Below are 15,837 nucleotides of genomic sequence, written 5' to 3'. Positions count from 1 at the left end.
CTACTCCACCCGGTACTGGAACGCCGCCTCGTCGAGGAGCGACGCGCTCACGGCGCGGTAACGCACCTCCCAGAGGCCTGGCATCGAGAAGACCACGTCGCTCACCTCGTAGAGCCCGGGTCCCGTCTCCTCGACCCTGGGCTCGTCGGTGGGCTGATGGCCCATCGACGGCATCATCGCCGACGCGCGGAGCGCAACGCCCTCGACAGGCTCCCCCGAGTCGCGCCAGGAGAGCTGCACCTCGAAGGTGTTCGCCCCCTGCGCGGGCGGGGCGAGCGGCTCCGCCACGAAGTTGACCTTCCCCAGCCGGCTCACGGGCGCCCCGTCCGCCTCGGGCGCGGCGCAGCCCTCGAGCGCCGCGAGCGCCAGCGCCGCGGGCGCCGCGAGGCGAGCCCACGCCCCGCGGCGGCGGTCTCGACGCCGGCGTCGCGACGCCGACCGCCTTGTCGCCTGCTCCGACGATGAATTCCGACGTTCAATCATGCCTTCCCCACACGTAACGAACGCCCGCCGACAGCGCGGCGAAGGCGATCTCCTCGCGGCCGATCCCGGAGATCGGCACGTCCGCCTGGAGGTTGCCGATCGCGGTCCAGCGCGCGGTGATGTCGCAGGCCAGCACCGCGAGCAGCGCTGTCCGCTCGCGCGTGGCGCCCGGCGTGGCGCGTCCGTCCCGGGTCGGCCACGGCTCGATCTCGTAGAGGCCGCCCACGGCGAGCGAGACCCCGGAGGGCCACGCCGGCCCCGCGGCGGCGAGGACCTGCACGCGCGGCGCGAGCTGGAGCGACTCGCCGGTCGGGAGGTGGAAGCGCGTGCGGAACCCGGCCGAGACCGAGAGCAGCGCCTGGAGCGAGCCCCACGACTTCTCGAGGACGACGCCCGGCCGCAGCTCCGCCGCGCCGAGGCCGGTGACGTCGGCGCCGAGCCGGTCGCTCGAGGCGCCCTGCGGCCGCCCGGTCGGCAGCGCGACCGCGAGCGTGAGCGCGGCGGCCGGGATCCAGGGGGACACGCCGCTCTCGAGCAGATCGATCCGCCCTGCCGCGGTGATGTCGCCCGCGCCCCCGCCCGAGGACGCGCCGTCCCGGGCGCCCTTCCACGCGACCATCAGCGGGACGGCGATGCCGAGCTGCACGTGCTCGTGCACCCGCACCATCCACCCGACGTCGGTCCGGAGCTCGCGGTGGTAGCTGCTCGCGGCCCTGGGCGCGAAATCGCGCGCCCACGTCCACGACCCGATCTGCTCCGAGGCGCGCACGGCGAAGCTCGCGGCGGCGCGCTCCGAGGGGGCGAGCCAGTGGCCCACCCCGTGGCCGGTCCCGCAGCAGGCCGACGCGCGCGCGGCCTTCGAGGACAGAGCGAGCGACAGCGCGAGCGCGGCGCCGGCGAGGGTCCTGGGAAGCACGGGCGCTGCTATAGGCGACGCCGCCGCCCGGCGGCATGCGACACGTTGTCGCGCGGGGGCGCGGCCCGATCCGGATCGGGCGGCCGCTCAGCCGGCGAGCGTCTGCCGGTAGACCTGGACGTAGCGGCGCGCCGGCCGATCCCAGCCCAGATCGAGCCGCATGATGCGGCGCTGGACCGCGGGCCAGCGGGGCGACGTCAGGGCGGCGACCGCGCGCTGCACGCCGCCGAGCAGCGAGGTCGCCGTCGGCTTGTCGAACAGGAAGCCCGTGCCCGTCTCCAGGGAGGCGTCGAGGTCGACGATCGTGTCCACGAGGCCGCCGGTCCGGCACGCCACCGGCGCGGCGCCGTACCGCTGCGCGTAGAGCTGCACGAGGCCGCACGGCTCGAAGCGCGACGGCACCACTACGAGGTCGGCCGCGGCCATGAGCCGGTGCACGACGGCCTCGCTCACGCCGCCGAGGACCTTCGCCCGCTCCGGCGCCTTCGCCGCGGCGGCGGCGAGCTTCTCCATGAGCGCGGGGTCGCCCTCGCCCGCCACGACGACGCTCACGTCGCCCTTCAGGATCTTCGGCATCGCGCTCGCGAGCAGATCGCTGCCCTTCTGCGCGACCACCCGGCCCACGGACACGAGCAGCGGCCGATCCGGCCGGATCTCGAGCCCGATCTCCTGGAGCAGCGCGCTCTTGCAGCGGCCCTTGTTGCTCACGTCCTCGGCGTCGTAGCGCGCGATGATGGCCGGGTCGGTCATCGGGTTCCACACGGCGTAGTCGATGCCGTTCACGATGCCGGTGAGCTGGGCCGCCCGGGTCCGGAGGACGCCGTCGAGCCGCTCGCCTTGCTTCGCCGTGAGGATCTCGTTCGCGTAGGTGGTCGAGACGGTGGTGAGCGCGTCCGCGGCGAGGATGCCGCCCTTCAGGAAGTTCAGCTGGCCGTAGAACTCGAGCCGCTCCGGCCGGAAGTGCTCGTCCGACAGGCCGAGCGGCGCGAGCGCCTCGCGCGGGAACAGGCCCTGGTGCGCCACGTTGTGGAGGGTCAGCACCGTCTTGCCGGGGATCGACGGCTGGTGGTGCCGGAGCAGGTACGCCACCATGGCGGTCGGCCAGTCGTGGACGTGCACGAGGTCGAACGGCGAGCCCGACCGGGCCCGCTGGCGCACGAGCTCCACGACGGCGCGGGAGAACAGCGAGAACCGGCGCGCGTTGTCCTCGTAGTCGCGCCCCTCCTCGCCGTAGATCCCCGGCCGGTCGTGGAAGCCGGGCACGTCGAGCACGACGAGCTCCACGCCCGTGCTCAGCCGCCCGTCGAAGAGCGTCACCTGGATCGGCCCGTCCGGCGAGACGCTCGGATCGACCTCGAGCGGCATCGGGGTGAGCCGGCGTGCCATCATCAGCCCGCTCGAATCGAGCGCGCGGTAGCGCGGCAGGGCGATCGTCACCTTGTGGCCGAGCAGCCGGAGCGCCTTCGAGAGCGACGACACGACGTCCGCGAGCCCGCCGACCTTGATGATGGGCGCGATCTCGGATGCAGCGAAGAGGATGTCCATGCGGGCGCCGTGTGTAGCACGAACCGGCCGGAGCACGGGGCGCCTTCCGCACGCGCGCAGGGCCCCTCTGCCTGCCCGCCGCGCGCCCGGGCACCTCTCTGTCCGAGAGGCGTCCTCTTCGGCCCCAGGCGCCCTCTTCGGCTTCGGCCCGAGAGGCGTCCTCTTCGGCGCGCGCGGCGCCTCGCCGCGATCTGCATCGACGTATCCCGGCGCGGCGCTGGGATGACACCGGCCGAGCAGGGACACCCGTGTGCCATCCCGCGGTGCCATCGTGCCAGGTGCCAGCACGCGCGCGCCGCCTCGTGCCACCGACGCCCCGACGTCACCGGCCGTCGCGCCCATCACGACCGGCCGTCGTGTCCATCACCCGACGGCTCGAGACCGGCGATCCGGCCCCCTCGCTCGCCATGCCGTGGTCTTCGCGCCTCGCGGCCCTCGGGAAACCACGAGAGACCGCTGCACGCGACGCAACCCCAAGGATGAGATCGCTGGCACGCGTGTTGCTTTTAAGCTGCGTCCGTTGTCTTACATCCGACCGTCTCTAATCGAGCTTCAGCTCCGCGGGATCGGTTCGTACGGGGAAATGGTCTATGTCCGAGTCCGCTGACGCCGCGTTATCTTCTTTGCCGACCGACGGAGACGCGGCGCTGGCGCTGGTGATCGCCTGGTCCGCGGCGGAGCCGTGGCGCGTCGGCGAGGTCGCGCACTTCGGGCACCTCGACTGCCCGCAGGTGCTCGGGCAGACGCCGGCGTCGGCGCGCGATCACGAGGCGCGCGTCCGGTTCTTCCGGCAGCGCCCGGGGAATCTGGAGCCCACGCTGCCGCTCCGGGGTGCAGGCCTCTCGAGCGAGGAGCTCAGCATCCGCCCCCGGAGCGACGGGCTGCACGTCGAGCGCCTCGGCCCCACGCCGGCGCTGTTCCGGGGGACGCCGGTGTCCCGGTGCGTGCTCACGCCGGGCGACACGCTGCTCCTCAAGGGCGATCTCCTGCTCTGGTGCACGGCGCGCGCGCCCTCGCTCCCCCCGCTGCGGCACTTCCCCGAGGCGTTCTTCGGGACGTTCGGCGACGCGGACGCCTTCGGCCTCGTCGGCGAGAGCCCCGCCGCCTGGCGGCTGCGCGAGCAGGTGGCGTTCGCGGCGAAATCGGACCTCCACACGCTGATCCTCGGCCCGAGCGGCGCCGGCAAGGAGCGGGTCGCGCTCGCGGCGCACGCCCTCTCCAGCCGCGCCGCGCGGCCGTTCATCGCGCGCAACGCCGCCACGTTCCCGCCGGGGCTCGTCGACGCCGAGCTCTTCGGGAACATCAAGAACTACCCCAACCCGGGCATCCCCGGGCGGCCAGGCCTCGTCGGCGCGGCCGACGGCGGCACCTTGTTCCTCGACGAGATCGGCGAGCTGCCGTCGAGCATCCACGCGAACCTCCTGCGCGTGCTCGACGCGAACGGCGAGTACCAGCGCCTCGGCGACGCCTACCCGAGGCGCGCCGATTTCAGGCTCCTCGCCGCGACGAACCGCGCGCCGGAGGCGCTCAAGCACGACCTGCTCGCGCGCATGACGCTGCGCCTCGCGGTGGCCGGCATCGAGGAGCGCGTCGAGGACATCCCCTTGTTCGTGCGGTATCTCCTCCGGCGCGCGGCGGAGAGGAGCCCTGATCTCCTGCGCCGCTTCACCCGCCACGAGAACGGCGACCATTACGTCTCGGGCGAGCTCATCGAGCACCTCTTGCACCGCCGCTACGCGACGCACGTGCGAGAGCTCGACAGCCTGCTCTGGCAGGCCATGGCCGACAGCACGGGGAGCGTGCTCACGCTCCCGGGCGGCCCCGACCGCCCCCGCGCGTCGAGCGGCCCGCCCCGCCCGCAGCCCGACGGCGCGCCGCGCGACCTGCGCGCGCGATCGTCCGAGCCGACCGCCGAGGAGATCCGCGCGTGTATCGTCCAGGAAGAGGGCAATCTGGCGCGCGCCTCGCGCGCGCTCGGGCTGACGAGCCGTTACGCGCTGTACCGCCTGCTCAAGAAACACGCGATCGACGTCGCAGGGCTGCGCGACCCGAGCGCGTGCCCGCCCCGCGGGTTCTCGCGCGCCCGGTGATCGCCCGGAGGGACGGCGACGGCGGCGATGCCCCCGCAACTTTCCACCCACGCCGCAGGCGCCGCCAGGGCCGCGCGCGGCGGAGACATACCGCCCCAGCCGGTGTATCTTTACCTCGTGAGCAGCACACTTAGCTTTTCCAGGCTGGCTTTGTCCTTCGCCCTCCTCGCCGCCGGCGTCGCCTTGAGCTGCGGCAGCAAGGATGACGGCAACGGCGCTTCCCAGGGCGCCGGCGCCGCGGGCGGCTCCAGCGTCTCCGGCGGCGGCGCGGGCGGTGCGGGCGGCGCGGGCGGCGCGCCGGGCACCTCCAGCGCGAACACCGGCGGCGATGACGGCTTCATCGACCCCGGGACCGGGGGCGCCGGCGGCAGCTGTCAGCAGCACGAGATCCCGTTCACGCCGCAGACGCCGACCGTGATGATCGTCGTCGATCGCTCGGGCAGCATGTACGACAGCGGCTTCTGGCAGCCGCTGCAGACCGCGGTGCTCAACGTCGTGCAGAGCCTGCAGGACAAGGTGAACTTCGGCTTCCTCACGTTCACGGGCGTCGCGCCCGACCAGTGCCCGCTGCTCGCGGGGACCGACGGCTTCGCGCTGGGCAACTACGAGGCGATCGCCGCCGCGTACGAGGCAGCCTCCGTCAAGCCCCCCGGCAAGCTGGAGACGCCCACCGGCTCGACGTTCATGAACGAGGTGATCCCCGCGCTGCTCGAGTTCCCGGAGCCCGGCCCCAAGTACATCCTGTTCGTCACCGACGGCGAGCCCGACCGATGTGACGACGGGCCCGCCGTGTGCGCGCGCGACGACGTGGTAGCCGCGGTGCAGTCCGCCTACGCGCAGGGCATCGGGACGTGGGTCTTCGGCCTGGGCGAGGGATCGTTCGCGGAGCACCTGCAGGACGTGGCGAACGCCGGCGCCGGCCAGCCCGTGCGCGAGCCGCGCGACGGCACCCAGAACAGCTGCTACCGGGGCGCGGGCACGTACGCCGCCACGGGAGGCACCGCGACGTTCTACACCCCGGACGCCACCAACGCGGCCGCCCTGGAGGCCGAGCTCAACGCCGCCATCTCCGGCGCGCAGAGCTGCACGTTCGACCTGCAGGGCGAGATCGAGGTCGATCTCGAGCATGCGTCCGAGGGCCAGGTGCTCATCGACGGCACGCCCGTGCCCTACGACGAGCAGAACGGCTGGTACATGGAGAGCTCCACCCAGCTCGTCCTCGCCGGCGACGCCTGCGCGCAGCTCAAGAGCGCGACGCAGGGCATCTCGTTCGACTTCCCCTGCGAGATCATCGACCCGCTGTGAGCGGCGCGCCGCCGCGCCCCGGCGCAGCGGGCGCGCCGCCGCGCCCCGGCGCAGCGCCCCGCCGGCGGCCGCGTCGCTCCGCTGCGCCAACGGGCGTCCGCGTTTTCCGCGCCCCCGGCCGGCGCTTTTGCTAAAGGCTCCGGCGACCTCGACCCATGACCAGGATCAGCGCGCGGGAGCTCGCCGGCACGACCGGCCCCTTCGGCCGCGGCACGCAGGTGGTGCGCCCGCCGGAGGTGCCGGAAGGGTCGGTCGTCACCGTGCTGCGCGTGCCGCCCGAGTCCGCGGGCATGCGGCTCGACCGGTTCGTCCAGAGCCAGCTCAAGCGCACGAGCCGCACGCGCGCCGCCGAGATCGTCGCCCGCGGCGCCTACTCGCCCGAGGCGCGGCGCCTGCGCGGCAGCGACCGCGTCCGGCCGGAGCAGTGCATCCTCCTCTGGCGCGCGCCGTGGGACGAGCAGGCGCCCGACACCGCGATCCCGGTCCTCCACGAGGACGACGCGCTGCTCGCCGTCAACAAGCCGCCGAGCCTGCCGGTGCACCCCACGGCCCGGTACCACAAGAGCACCGTCATCAAGATGATGGAGGCCGCGCGGCCGGGCGAGCGGCTGTTCCTCGCCCACCGGCTCGACCGGGAGACGAGCGGCGTGCTCCTCCTCTGCCGCACGCCCGAGGCCGACCGCACCGTCAAGGCGCAGTTCGAGGAGCGCACCGGCGTCCTCAAGCGCTACATCGCGATCGCGTGGGGCGCGCCCGAGCGCGATACGTTCCGGGTCGAGCTGCCGCTCGAGCTCGACACCGAGAGCCGCTACAAGGTCAAGATGCGGGTCGCGCCGCCGGGCCGCGGGCTCACCGCGGCCACCGCGTTCGAGGTGCTGGGCCGGCGGGCCGATCCCCTCACCGGCCGCCGTTACGCGATGATCCGCTGCACCCTGGAGACGGGCCGGCAGCACCAGATCCGAGTCCACCTCGCGGCGAGCGGCCTGCCGCTCGTCGGCGACAAGCTCTACGGCCCGGACGAGGGCATGTTCGCGCGCGGCGCCGACGGCGAGCTCACCGACGAGGATCGGCGCGCGCTCGAGCTCGACCGCCACGCCCTGCACGCGGCGCTGCTGGAGCTGACGCACCCGGCCACCGGCGCGCGCGTGTGCATCGAGGCGCCGCTCTCCGACGATCTCCGCGCCTTCTGGGATGCGCTGGAGGCATGAGCGGCGGGGTGTGCTGGAGGGGTGAGGCGGGCGCGGCCGGGTCCGGGCCGCGCCGGGCCGCGCCGGGCCGCACGCGGAGCGGCCCGGCGCGGAGCGGACATGGGGCTCCGGGCTCCGCGCGAAGCCCGAGGGACCGGCGCGCGTCATGGGCAGCGCGTCATGGCGCCCGCGCGGGGCGCCGATTCACCGGCCGCGAGCGGCGGCGGATCTTGTGCCATCGCGCTGACTTACGTACGATGACCGGGATGACGCGTGCGCGAGACGACCTCGAGGCGCTGCGGGATCCAGCGCTTCGGTCCAACCCGCTCGAGGCCGACAGCACCGCGCAGGGCGCGGCGTCCGGGCCCGAGGAGCAAGCGCGCGCCGAGGCGGCGCTCTCTCCAGGAGAGCGCCCCGGCGCGGGCGAGCCCCAGCAGACCGACCCGGCCCAGCAGCTGGAAGCGGCGGAGCCGCCGTCCACCGCCGGCGCCGAGCCGCCGTCCACCGCCGGCGTCGCGCCGCCGTCCACCGCCGGCGTCGCGCCTCTATCCACCACCGGCGTCGCGCCTCTATCCACCACCGGCGTCGCGCCCCTGTCCGCCGCCGGCGCCGACCTCGATCCGCGCGGCCGGGGCGACGAGAGCCTGGATCGCGAGCGGTACGAGCGGTACGCGATGCCGGCGAGCGAGGTCCCCGCGGCGAACGTGCAGGCCTTCCGCGGCGACGCGAGCGGCGTGCTCGCGATCGTCCGGCGCGCCGTGCAGTCGGTCACGCGCGATCCGGCGCGCCACCGGCGCCGGCTGCCGAAGTCCCGCTTCGACGCGATCCGCAGCCTGCCGGAGCTCGCCATGGCGCTCGACTACGCGGTGACGCGCATGAAGCCCGACGACGCGCCGCCGCCCGAGGTCGCCGAGCGGCTCGACCTGCTCTACGAGGCGCTCCGCCCGACGCTCGCGGCGGCCGAGGTGTGCTTCCCGCGCGGCATCGTCCCCGAGACCTTCGGCATCGTCCGGCGCGCGCTCGTCGCCGGCGATCCCGCGAACGCCGCGGCCGCGATCACGGGCCTCATCCTGGACCGGTGGAGCCACGTGCACACCCGCATCTCCATCACCCGGGAGGAGGTCCTCCGCGTGAACACCACGGCGAAGTGGCTGCTCAGCAACACCCGCCCCGCGGAGCGGCTCGACTCCAGGGACATCCGCGACCGGCTCTGGTCGCTCCTGCGCGAGCGCTACGAGCAGCTCCGCGCCATCGCGCAGGAGATCTCGGGCGACGACTCCAGGGAGTACGCGCCCGAGCGGCTCGCCGCGGACTAGGCGCGCCGTGCAGGAGCTCCGCAAGACGGTCTGCAACCGCGACTGTCCCGACGCGTGCGGCATCGTGGCCACCGTGGAGGACGGCCGCGTCGTGCGCCTCGCCGGCGACCCGAGCCACCCGATCACGCGCGGCTTCCTCTGCTACCGCACCTCGCGCTTCCTCGAGACGCAGTACTCGCCCGCGCGCCTGACGACGCCGCTGCTCCGCAAGGGCGGCGAGCTCGCGCCCGTCTCGTGGGACGAGGCGCTCGACGCCGCGGCCGCGCAGCTGCTCAAGATCCGCGGCGAGTCGGGCCCGGCCGCGATCTTCCATTACCGGAGCGGCGGCTCGCTCGGGATGCTCGCGGGGATCACCGACGCCTTCTTCGCGCGGTTCGGGCCGGTCACGGTCAAGCGCGGCGACATCTGCTCCGGCGCGGGCGACGCCGCGCAGCTCACCGACTTCGGCGAGGAGGACAGCCACGACCTCGCCGACCTGCGGAACGCCCGGCACATCCTCCTCTGGGGCAAGAACGTCTTCACGTCGAGCCCGCACACCCTGCCGGTGCTGCGCGAGGCCAAGGCGCGCGGCGCCGAGCTCGTGCTCATCGACCCCGTGCACCACCGGACCGCCTCCCTGTGCGGGGCGTTCTACCAGCCCCGCCCCGGCGGCGATTTCGCGCTCGCCATGGCCGTCGCCCGCGTCCTCTTCGACGAGGGGTGGATCGATCCGTCGGCGGCGGGCTACTGCGATCACCTGGGCGCCTTCCGCGCGCTCGCCGCGCGCCGCTCCGTCGCGGCGTGGTGCGAGGACGCCGACGTGCCCGCGAGCGCCGCCGCGGATCTCGCGCGCCGCCTCGCCGACCGCCCCGCGGCGATCCTCGTCGGCTGGGGCATGGGCCGGCGCACCTCGGGCGGCGCGATCGTGCGCGCCCTCGACGCGCTCTCCGCGGTCAGCGGCAACCTCGGCGTCCCCGGCGGTGGGGTCTCGTTCTATTTCAAGCGGCGCGGCGCCTTCGACCTCTCGCCGTTCGAGGGGCAGCGCCCCGCGCCCCGCACCGTCTGCGAGCCGCTGTTCGGACCGGAGGTGCTCCGGATGAGCGATCCCCCGATCCGCGCCGTCTGGGTCACCGCGGGCAACCCGGTCGCGATGTTGCCCGAGTCCGAGACCGTCGCCGAGGCGCTGAGGACGCGCGAGCTCGTCGTCGTCGTCGACGCCTTCCTCACGGACACGGCGCGGCTCGCGCACCTCGTCCTGCCCACGACGACGCTCCTGGAGGCGGACGACCTCCTCGGGGCCTACGGCCACCATTACCTCGGCGTCGCCCGGCCCGTCGTCCCGCCCCCGGACGGCGTGAAGAGCGATCTCGAGATCATGCAGGAGCTCGCGCGGCGCGTCGGCCTCGCGGGCGCGCTCGACGGCAGCGCCCGCGCGTGGAAGCGACGGATCGCCGAGCCCCGGCTCGCGCCCTTCGGCGTCACGCTCGAGGACCTCGAGCGCGGGCCGGTGCGCAACCCGCTGGCCGCCGAGGTGCTCTTCGCGGACCGCAAGTTCCCGACCCCGAGCGGTCGCGTCAACCTCATCACCGAGGCGCCGGAGGAGCGCGGGGATCCCGAGGCGGGCGAGTTCCCGCTGCTGCTCATGGCGCTCTCCACCGACAAGTCGCAGTCGTCGCAGTGGGCGCGCCCCCCGGAGGGCCCGGCCGTCGTCACGGTCCACCCCGACGCCGCCGGCGGCCTGCCCGACGGCGGCGTGTGCCGGCTCGAGTCGCGCGTCGGCGCGATGGTGGTGCGGCTCCGCCACGATCCCGCGCAGCGCCGCGACGTCGCGCTCGTCCCGAAGGGCGGCCACCTCCGGGACGGCCGCTGCGCCAACGCGCTGATCCGCGCCCGCACCACGGACATCGGCGAAGGCGGCGCGCTCTACGAGGAGCGCGTGCGCCTCGCGCCGCTCGACCCGCCGCGCGCCGCGCCGTAGCGCCGCGCGCGGCGCGAAGCCCCTGGCCCTCGCTGCCGGCGGTCCCCTACCCTCGGTCCATGCCGAGAGAGCTTCCGCCCCGGTTCGGGATCACCCCTCACGCCGCGCGCCGCATCGCGAACCGCCAGATCGCGCTCGGCAGCGCGCTGGTGCTGGTCGGCGCGGCGGCGGGCGCGCTCTCGGCGAGCACCCTCGGCTTCGGGGCGCTCTTCGGGGCGCTCGGCGCGCTGGTGCTCGCGATCGGGCTCCGCGCCCGCTCGATGGGCGTCTCCGCGCAGGTCGTCAACAAGGCGTACAACCTGGCCGCGTCCGGCCAGCGCGAGGACGCCTCCGCGCTGCTCGACTACGCCGAGGAGACGTGCCGGTCGAGCTACGTCCGGCGCATCATCGACCTCCAGCGCGCGCTCCTGGCCATGCACCGCGGCGACCTCGAGGGCGCGCTCCGCCGCGCCGACGCCGCCGCCGCCCGCCGCGCCGAGCTGCTCGCCTGGCACGTGGAGCAGGGCACGATCGCGGCGGCGCACGCGCTGAGGGCCCTGCTCCGCGCCTCGACCGGGGATCGCGACGGCGCCGCGGCGGACGTCGCGCTCGTCCAGAAGAGCGCTTATGCGTTGCCCGAGGTGCTCGCGCGCGCGGCGCTCGCGGCGGCGATCCTCCTGGAGCGCGCGGGCGACCGGGAGGCGCTGCGGGCGCACCTGCTCCGCGAGCGGCGGCTCCTGGTCGAGCACACGAGCCCGCGCGAGCGCGCCCTCGTCCGCGGGTACCAGCGGATGCTCAAGGCGAAGGCGAGCTCGGTCTACCGCACGGGCGCGAAGCGCGACGCCGAGCCCGCCGGAGAGCTCTCCCTCCCGGACTGGGCGGCGCGCCTCTCGCCCGGCGCGGCGCCGTTCGTGCGCGCGCCCGCGCGCGCCGCGGCCGGGCTGGAGGAGCTGGCGCGCGCGGAGGTCGAGCGCGCGGACGCGCCCGCGCGCGCCGCGGCGGAGGGGCGCGCCGGCCACGATCGCCGGCCGGTGACGAAGGCGGCAGGCCGCCTCGTGGCCCTCTGGGCGGTCCTCATCGTGATGTTCCTGGCGCTCTGGCAGTTCCTGGGCACCACGCCCGCGGCGCCCGGCGTCGAGCCCCTCCGGACGGAGCCGGTCTCCGGTCGCTCGAGCCCGCTCGACGCGTTGTGGCTCGTCCCGGTGCTGTCGGTCGTGCTGTTCGTGGGCATCCTGGTCGTGAACGTGGTGCGCGGGGGGAAGCTCTCGCGCCGCCTCGTGGCCGCCCACGTCGCCCTCGCGCGGGGTGAGGATCTGCGCGGGCGCGACGAGCTCACGGCGCTCGCCCGGAGCACGGCGCCCATCACCGCGGCGCAGGCGCACCTCTCGCTCGCCGAGCTGTCGGAGCGGCAGGGGGATCTTCCGGCGGCGCTGGCCGCGTGCGAGTCGGGGCTCGCGCGGCTGAGCACCGAGGCGGCGCGGGCCATGGCGGCGGACATCCTGCTGCCGAGCCTCCTGGCCGAGCGGGCGTTCCTGTTCGCGGCGATGGACCGGACCGCCGACGCGCGCGCCGAGATGGCGCTGCTCGCCGAGCGGTACCCGTCGTATCCGTTCCTCGAGAAGGCCAGGCTCCGGGTCGCGCTGGCGCTGCGGGCGCGGGAGGGCGACGTCGCCGGAGCGGCGCGCCTCACCGAGCGGGACGCCGACGTGCCGCTCACCGCGCGCGACGAGCTGCTCGCGGACGTATGCCGCGCAGCGGCGAGCCCGGGGACCGCCGGCGCGGGCGAGGTGGATCGGCTCCGCGAGGAGCTGCGCGTCGACGCCGCGAGCCGGCGGTGGCTCGCCGCGGTCGCGCCGGCGGCGCTCGCGGCGTTCGAGCGCGCAGGGGAGCAGCGAGAGGTGGAGGCGCTCGCCGAGCCGGAGGCGCTCGCCGAGCTGGAGGCGCTCGCCGAGCTGGAGGCGCTCGCCGACGCGCCCGGAACACGCGCTCGGGCGGCAGGATCGACGTGAACGCGGCGGCGGGTCGAGGCGGGGCGGAAGCGCGCGCTGCCGTCTCGCCCCGGCGCTTGACGAGCGGCTCCGAGGGCGGCGTGGCGCTGCGCATGACAAGTATGCCTTCCATGATGTAAAGCGTAGGCGTCATGACAGCCGCCGCAGCCAACCGGGTCCGGGCGCTGCGCGAGCAGCGCGGGCTCTCCCAGGTCGACCTCGCTGCCGCGGCGAGCCTCACCCGCCAGAGCGTGGGCGCGATCGAGGCGGGGCGCGCGACGCCTTCCGTGCTGGTCGCGCTGCGGCTCGCCCGCGCGCTCGACTGCCGCGTGGAGGATCTCTTCGAGGGAGCAGGCGCGGCGGAGCGCGTCGCGGTCGAGCCGGAGTCCAGCGCGTCGTCCGGGCGCGTCGCGCTCGCCTACCTCGCTGGGCGCTGGGTCTCTTACCCCCTCGACCGGCGCGGCGTCGATCTGTCCGCGGACGCCCTGGCCTCGCGCGCGCGCCGCGGCCGCGCGAGCGTCGAGCTGCTGCGTCCGGCGAGCGACGCGCGCGAGAACGTGGTCGTCATGGGCTGCGCTCCGGCGCTCGGCCTGCTCGCCGACCGCCTCAACCGCCGCCGCGGCCCGGGGCGCTTCCTGTGGCTCGCGCGATCGAGCACGCAGGCGCTCGAGGCGCTCTCGCGCGACCGGACGCACGTCGCGGGCGTCCACCTCGTCGACGACCGCACCGGCGAGGAGAACCTGCCGGACGTCCGCCGCCATGTGGGCGCGCGCAGCGTCGCGCTCGTCGCGCTCGCCCACTGGGAAGCGGGGCTCCTCGTGGCCCCCGGCAACCCCCACCACATCCTCGGCGTCGCGGACCTCGGCCGCCCCGGGCTCCGGCTCGTCGCGCGCGAGCCGGGGTCCGGCGCGCGGCGCCTGCTCGACAGCGAGCTGCGCCGCGCGGGGCTTCCGGCCAGCGTCGCGGCCGCCGCGGCGGTCCAGGCGAGCGGACCGCTCGAGGTCGCGCAGGCCATCGCCATGGGCGCCGCGGACGTCGGGTTCGCGACGCGCGACGCGGCGATGGCCTTCCACATCGAATTCGTGCCGCTCGCCGAGGAGCGCTTCGACCTCGCCTTGCCGAGCGACGGGCTCGACGATCCGAGGCTCGCGCGGCTCTTCGACGCGATGACGTCCTCGGCGTTCCGGCGCGAGCTCTCTGCCCTCGGCTACGACGTCCGCGCCAGCGGCCAGCGCGTGGCCACGCTGAACGCCGCCCCATGACGCGCTCCACCTCCGAACGCAGCCCCCGTCGAGAAGGGAAGGAAGATGCCCATGCCCGCCCATGACCGAACCCGCCCCGACGGTGGAGAGCGCCTCGCCCGCCGCCGCGCGGCGCTCGCCGCGTGCCTCGTCGGGCTCGCCTTGTCCCTGCTCGCAGCGTGCAAGGGCTCCGGCGCGCACGACGCCCCGGGCGCGGGCAAGGACCAGCAGCTCGTCGTGTTCGCGGCGGCGTCGCTCCGCGAGAGCTTCGAGCGCCTCGCGGAAGAGCTCAAGAAGGGCCGGCCCGCCGCGGAGATCTCCTTCAACTTCGCGGGCAGCCAGGAGCTGCGGACGCAGCTCGAGCACGGCGCGGCCGCCGACATCTTCGCCTCCGCGGACCGCCGGCACATCGAGGCCCTGCGCGCCGCGGGCAAGGTCGAGGCCCCGGTGGTCTTCGCCCGCAACGAGCCGGTCGTCATCGTCGCCAAGGGCAGCTCGCCCGCGATCCGGACGCTCGCCGACCTCCCCGGCGCCGCCCGGATCGTCCTCGGCGCGCCCGAGGTCCCCATCGGGGGGTACTCGCTCCAGATCCTGGACAAGGCCTCCCGGCAGCTCGGGGCCGACTTCCGCGCGAAGGTCGAGGCGCGCGTGGTCTCGAGGGAGCTGAACGTCAGGCAGGTGCTGACCAAGGTCAGCCTGGGCGAAGCCGACGCGGGCATCGTCTACCGCACCGACGCGGCGACCGCCCAGGACCGCGTGGACATCGTCCCCATCCCGGCGGAGGTGAACGTCCTCGCCGAGTACCCGATCGCCGTCGTCGCCTCCGCGCCCCACCCGGAGCTCGCGAGCGCGTGGGTGGATCTCGTGACGTCTCCCGCCGGGCAGGAGATCCTCGCGCGATCCGGCTTCTCGGGCGCCGGGGCCGGGCGCCCCGGGGCCCCCGAGTGAGCGCGGCGTCCCGGAGCGCCTCGCTCGGCGGCAGGCTCTGGCGCACGTTCATGGCGGGCGCCGCGAGCGTGCTGTTCGCGTTCCTGATGCTGCCGCTGCTCGGGCTGCTCACGGCGACGGGCTGGTCCGATCTCGTCTCCGGGCTGCGGCACCCGCTCGCGCTTTCCGCCCTCAAGCTGAGCTTCTTCACCACGAGCGTGACCCTCGCCCTCGTGGTCGGGCTCGGGACACCCCTCGCGTGGCTGCTCGCCCGCCGCGCCGGCCGGATCCCGCGGACCGTCGAGGCGCTCCTCCAGCTCCCCATCGTCATCCCGCCGGCGGTGGCGGGGGTCGCGATGCTGCTCGCCTTCGGGCGCCGCGGGCTGCTCGGCCGGTGGATCTATCCCGAGGGCTGGTCCCTCGCGTTCACCACCGCGGCGGTGATCATGGCAGAGACCTTCGTGTCGGCGCCGTTCTTCGTGCAGGCGGCGACGAGCGCCTTCCGCCGCGTCGGCGAGGACTACATCACCGTGGCGCGCAGCCTGGGCGCCTCCCCCGCCCGCGTGTTCCTCCGCGTCGCCTTGCCGCTCGCCGCGCCCGGCCTCGTGAGCGGCGCCGCCATGAGCTGGGCGCGCTCGCTCGGCGAGTTCGGCGCGACGCTCATGTTCGCCGGCAACCTCACCGGCAAGACGCAGACGCTGCCGCTCGCGATCTACACGGCGCTGGAGTCGGATCTCCGCGTGGCGCAGTCCCTGTCGCTCGTGCTCGTGCTCGCGGCGTTCACCTTCCTGCTCCTCGTCCGCGGCGGGACCGCCCGCCTGTCGCGGCGCGGGGAGCGCGACGACGAGCGGCCGGAGCGCTGGGGTGATGGGCGCGACGAGCGGCGCGAAGGCGCGTGAAGGG

The 15,837-nt window shown here is 75.1% G+C and carries 12 protein-coding genes; 9 read left to right on the top strand and 3 right to left on the bottom strand.

The annotated features are described in order from the left end of the window. From WMF43_RS17815 to glgA, 3 genes are all read right to left on the bottom strand, one after another. Positions 1-483, bottom strand: coding sequence for a FixH family protein (locus WMF43_RS17815; protein WP_437681625.1), 483 nt, complete (start codon positions 481-483; stop codon positions 1-3). Continuing rightward, positions 476-1,399 (bottom strand): hypothetical protein, encoded by a 924-nt coding sequence (locus WMF43_RS17810; RefSeq protein ID WP_437681623.1) that lies wholly within the window; start codon positions 1,397-1,399, stop codon positions 476-478. The genes WMF43_RS17815 and WMF43_RS17810 overlap by 8 nt, the downstream gene beginning before the upstream one ends. Positions 1,400-1,486: 87 nt before the next feature. After that, entirely contained in the window at positions 1,487-2,944 is a 1,458-nt protein-coding gene (gene glgA / locus WMF43_RS17805) for a glycogen synthase GlgA (protein WP_437681622.1), read from the bottom strand. 590 nt (positions 2,945-3,534) lie between these two features. On the opposite strand from glgA, the gene WMF43_RS17800 reads away from it, so the two are divergent. The 9 genes from WMF43_RS17800 (at position 3,535) to WMF43_RS17760 (ending at position 15,833) form a co-directional block, all read left to right on the top strand. After that, a complete protein-coding gene (locus WMF43_RS17800) occupies positions 3,535-5,034 on the top strand; it encodes a sigma 54-interacting transcriptional regulator (RefSeq protein ID WP_437681621.1) in 1,500 nt (499 codons plus the stop codon). 117 nt (positions 5,035-5,151) lie between these two features. Continuing rightward, on the top strand, positions 5,152-6,339 hold the full coding sequence (locus WMF43_RS17795) for a vWA domain-containing protein (RefSeq protein ID WP_437681619.1): 1,188 nt from the start codon (positions 5,152-5,154) through the stop codon (positions 6,337-6,339). Positions 6,340-6,494: 155 nt separating this feature from the next. Beyond that, positions 6,495-7,547 carry an RluA family pseudouridine synthase gene (locus WMF43_RS17790; RefSeq protein WP_437681618.1) on the top strand — a complete coding sequence of 351 codons (1,053 nt, stop codon included), beginning with the start codon at positions 6,495-6,497 and terminating at the stop codon, positions 7,545-7,547. A gap of 245 nt (positions 7,548-7,792) precedes the next feature. Next, positions 7,793-8,842 carry a hypothetical protein gene (locus WMF43_RS17785; protein ID WP_437681616.1) on the top strand — a complete coding sequence of 350 codons (1,050 nt, stop codon included), beginning with the start codon at positions 7,793-7,795 and terminating at the stop codon, positions 8,840-8,842. A gap of 7 nt (positions 8,843-8,849) precedes the next feature. Beyond that, positions 8,850-10,799 carry a molybdopterin-dependent oxidoreductase gene (locus WMF43_RS17780; protein WP_437681615.1) on the top strand — a complete coding sequence of 650 codons (1,950 nt, stop codon included), beginning with the start codon at positions 8,850-8,852 and terminating at the stop codon, positions 10,797-10,799. 59 nt (positions 10,800-10,858) lie between these two features. Then, positions 10,859-12,787 (top strand): hypothetical protein, encoded by a 1,929-nt coding sequence (locus WMF43_RS17775; RefSeq protein ID WP_437681613.1) that lies wholly within the window; start codon positions 10,859-10,861, stop codon positions 12,785-12,787. A gap of 131 nt (positions 12,788-12,918) precedes the next feature. Beyond that, on the top strand, positions 12,919-14,028 hold the full coding sequence (locus WMF43_RS17770; protein ID WP_437681611.1) for a substrate-binding domain-containing protein: 1,110 nt from the start codon (positions 12,919-12,921) through the stop codon (positions 14,026-14,028). 51 nt (positions 14,029-14,079) lie between these two features. Then, on the top strand, positions 14,080-14,955 hold the full coding sequence (gene modA / locus WMF43_RS17765; protein WP_437681609.1) for a molybdate ABC transporter substrate-binding protein: 876 nt from the start codon (positions 14,080-14,082) through the stop codon (positions 14,953-14,955). Beyond that, the gene (locus WMF43_RS17760; protein ID WP_437681607.1) at positions 14,952-15,833 is read left to right on the top strand and encodes an ABC transporter permease; all 882 of its coding nucleotides are present in this window, start codon (positions 14,952-14,954) and stop codon (positions 15,831-15,833) included. The genes modA and WMF43_RS17760 overlap by 4 nt, the downstream gene beginning before the upstream one ends. Positions 15,834-15,837 lie beyond the last annotated feature (4 nt).

The organism is Sorangium sp. So ce131, from assembly GCF_051519095.1.
In the GTDB taxonomy this organism is placed as follows: Bacteria; Myxococcota_A; Polyangia; order Polyangiales; family Polyangiaceae; genus Sorangium.
The sequence above is the reverse complement of the archived record's forward strand: the minus strand, read 5'-3'. Positions and strand labels throughout refer to the sequence as shown.

Bases quoted from the DNA above. Each gene is read 5' to 3' on its own strand.
- WMF43_RS17785 (WP_437681616.1), top strand. From the start codon at position 7,793: ATGACGCGTGCGCGAGACGACCTCGAGGCGCTGCGGGATCCAGCGCTT.
- WMF43_RS17790 (WP_437681618.1), top strand. From the start codon at position 6,495: ATGACCAGGATCAGCGCGCGGGAGCTCGCCGGCACGACCGGCCCCTTC.
- modA (WP_437681609.1), top strand. From the start codon at position 14,080: ATGCCCGCCCATGACCGAACCCGCCCCGACGGTGGAGAGCGCCTCGCC.
- WMF43_RS17800 (WP_437681621.1), top strand. From the start codon at position 3,535: ATGTCCGAGTCCGCTGACGCCGCGTTATCTTCTTTGCCGACCGACGGA.
- glgA (WP_437681622.1), bottom strand. From the start codon at position 2,944: ATGGACATCCTCTTCGCTGCATCCGAGATCGCGCCCATCATCAAGGTC.
- WMF43_RS17815 (WP_437681625.1), bottom strand. From the start codon at position 483: ATGATTGAACGTCGGAATTCATCGTCGGAGCAGGCGACAAGGCGGTCG.
- WMF43_RS17775 (WP_437681613.1), top strand. From the start codon at position 10,859: ATGCCGAGAGAGCTTCCGCCCCGGTTCGGGATCACCCCTCACGCCGCG.
- WMF43_RS17770 (WP_437681611.1), top strand. From the start codon at position 12,919: ATGACAGCCGCCGCAGCCAACCGGGTCCGGGCGCTGCGCGAGCAGCGC.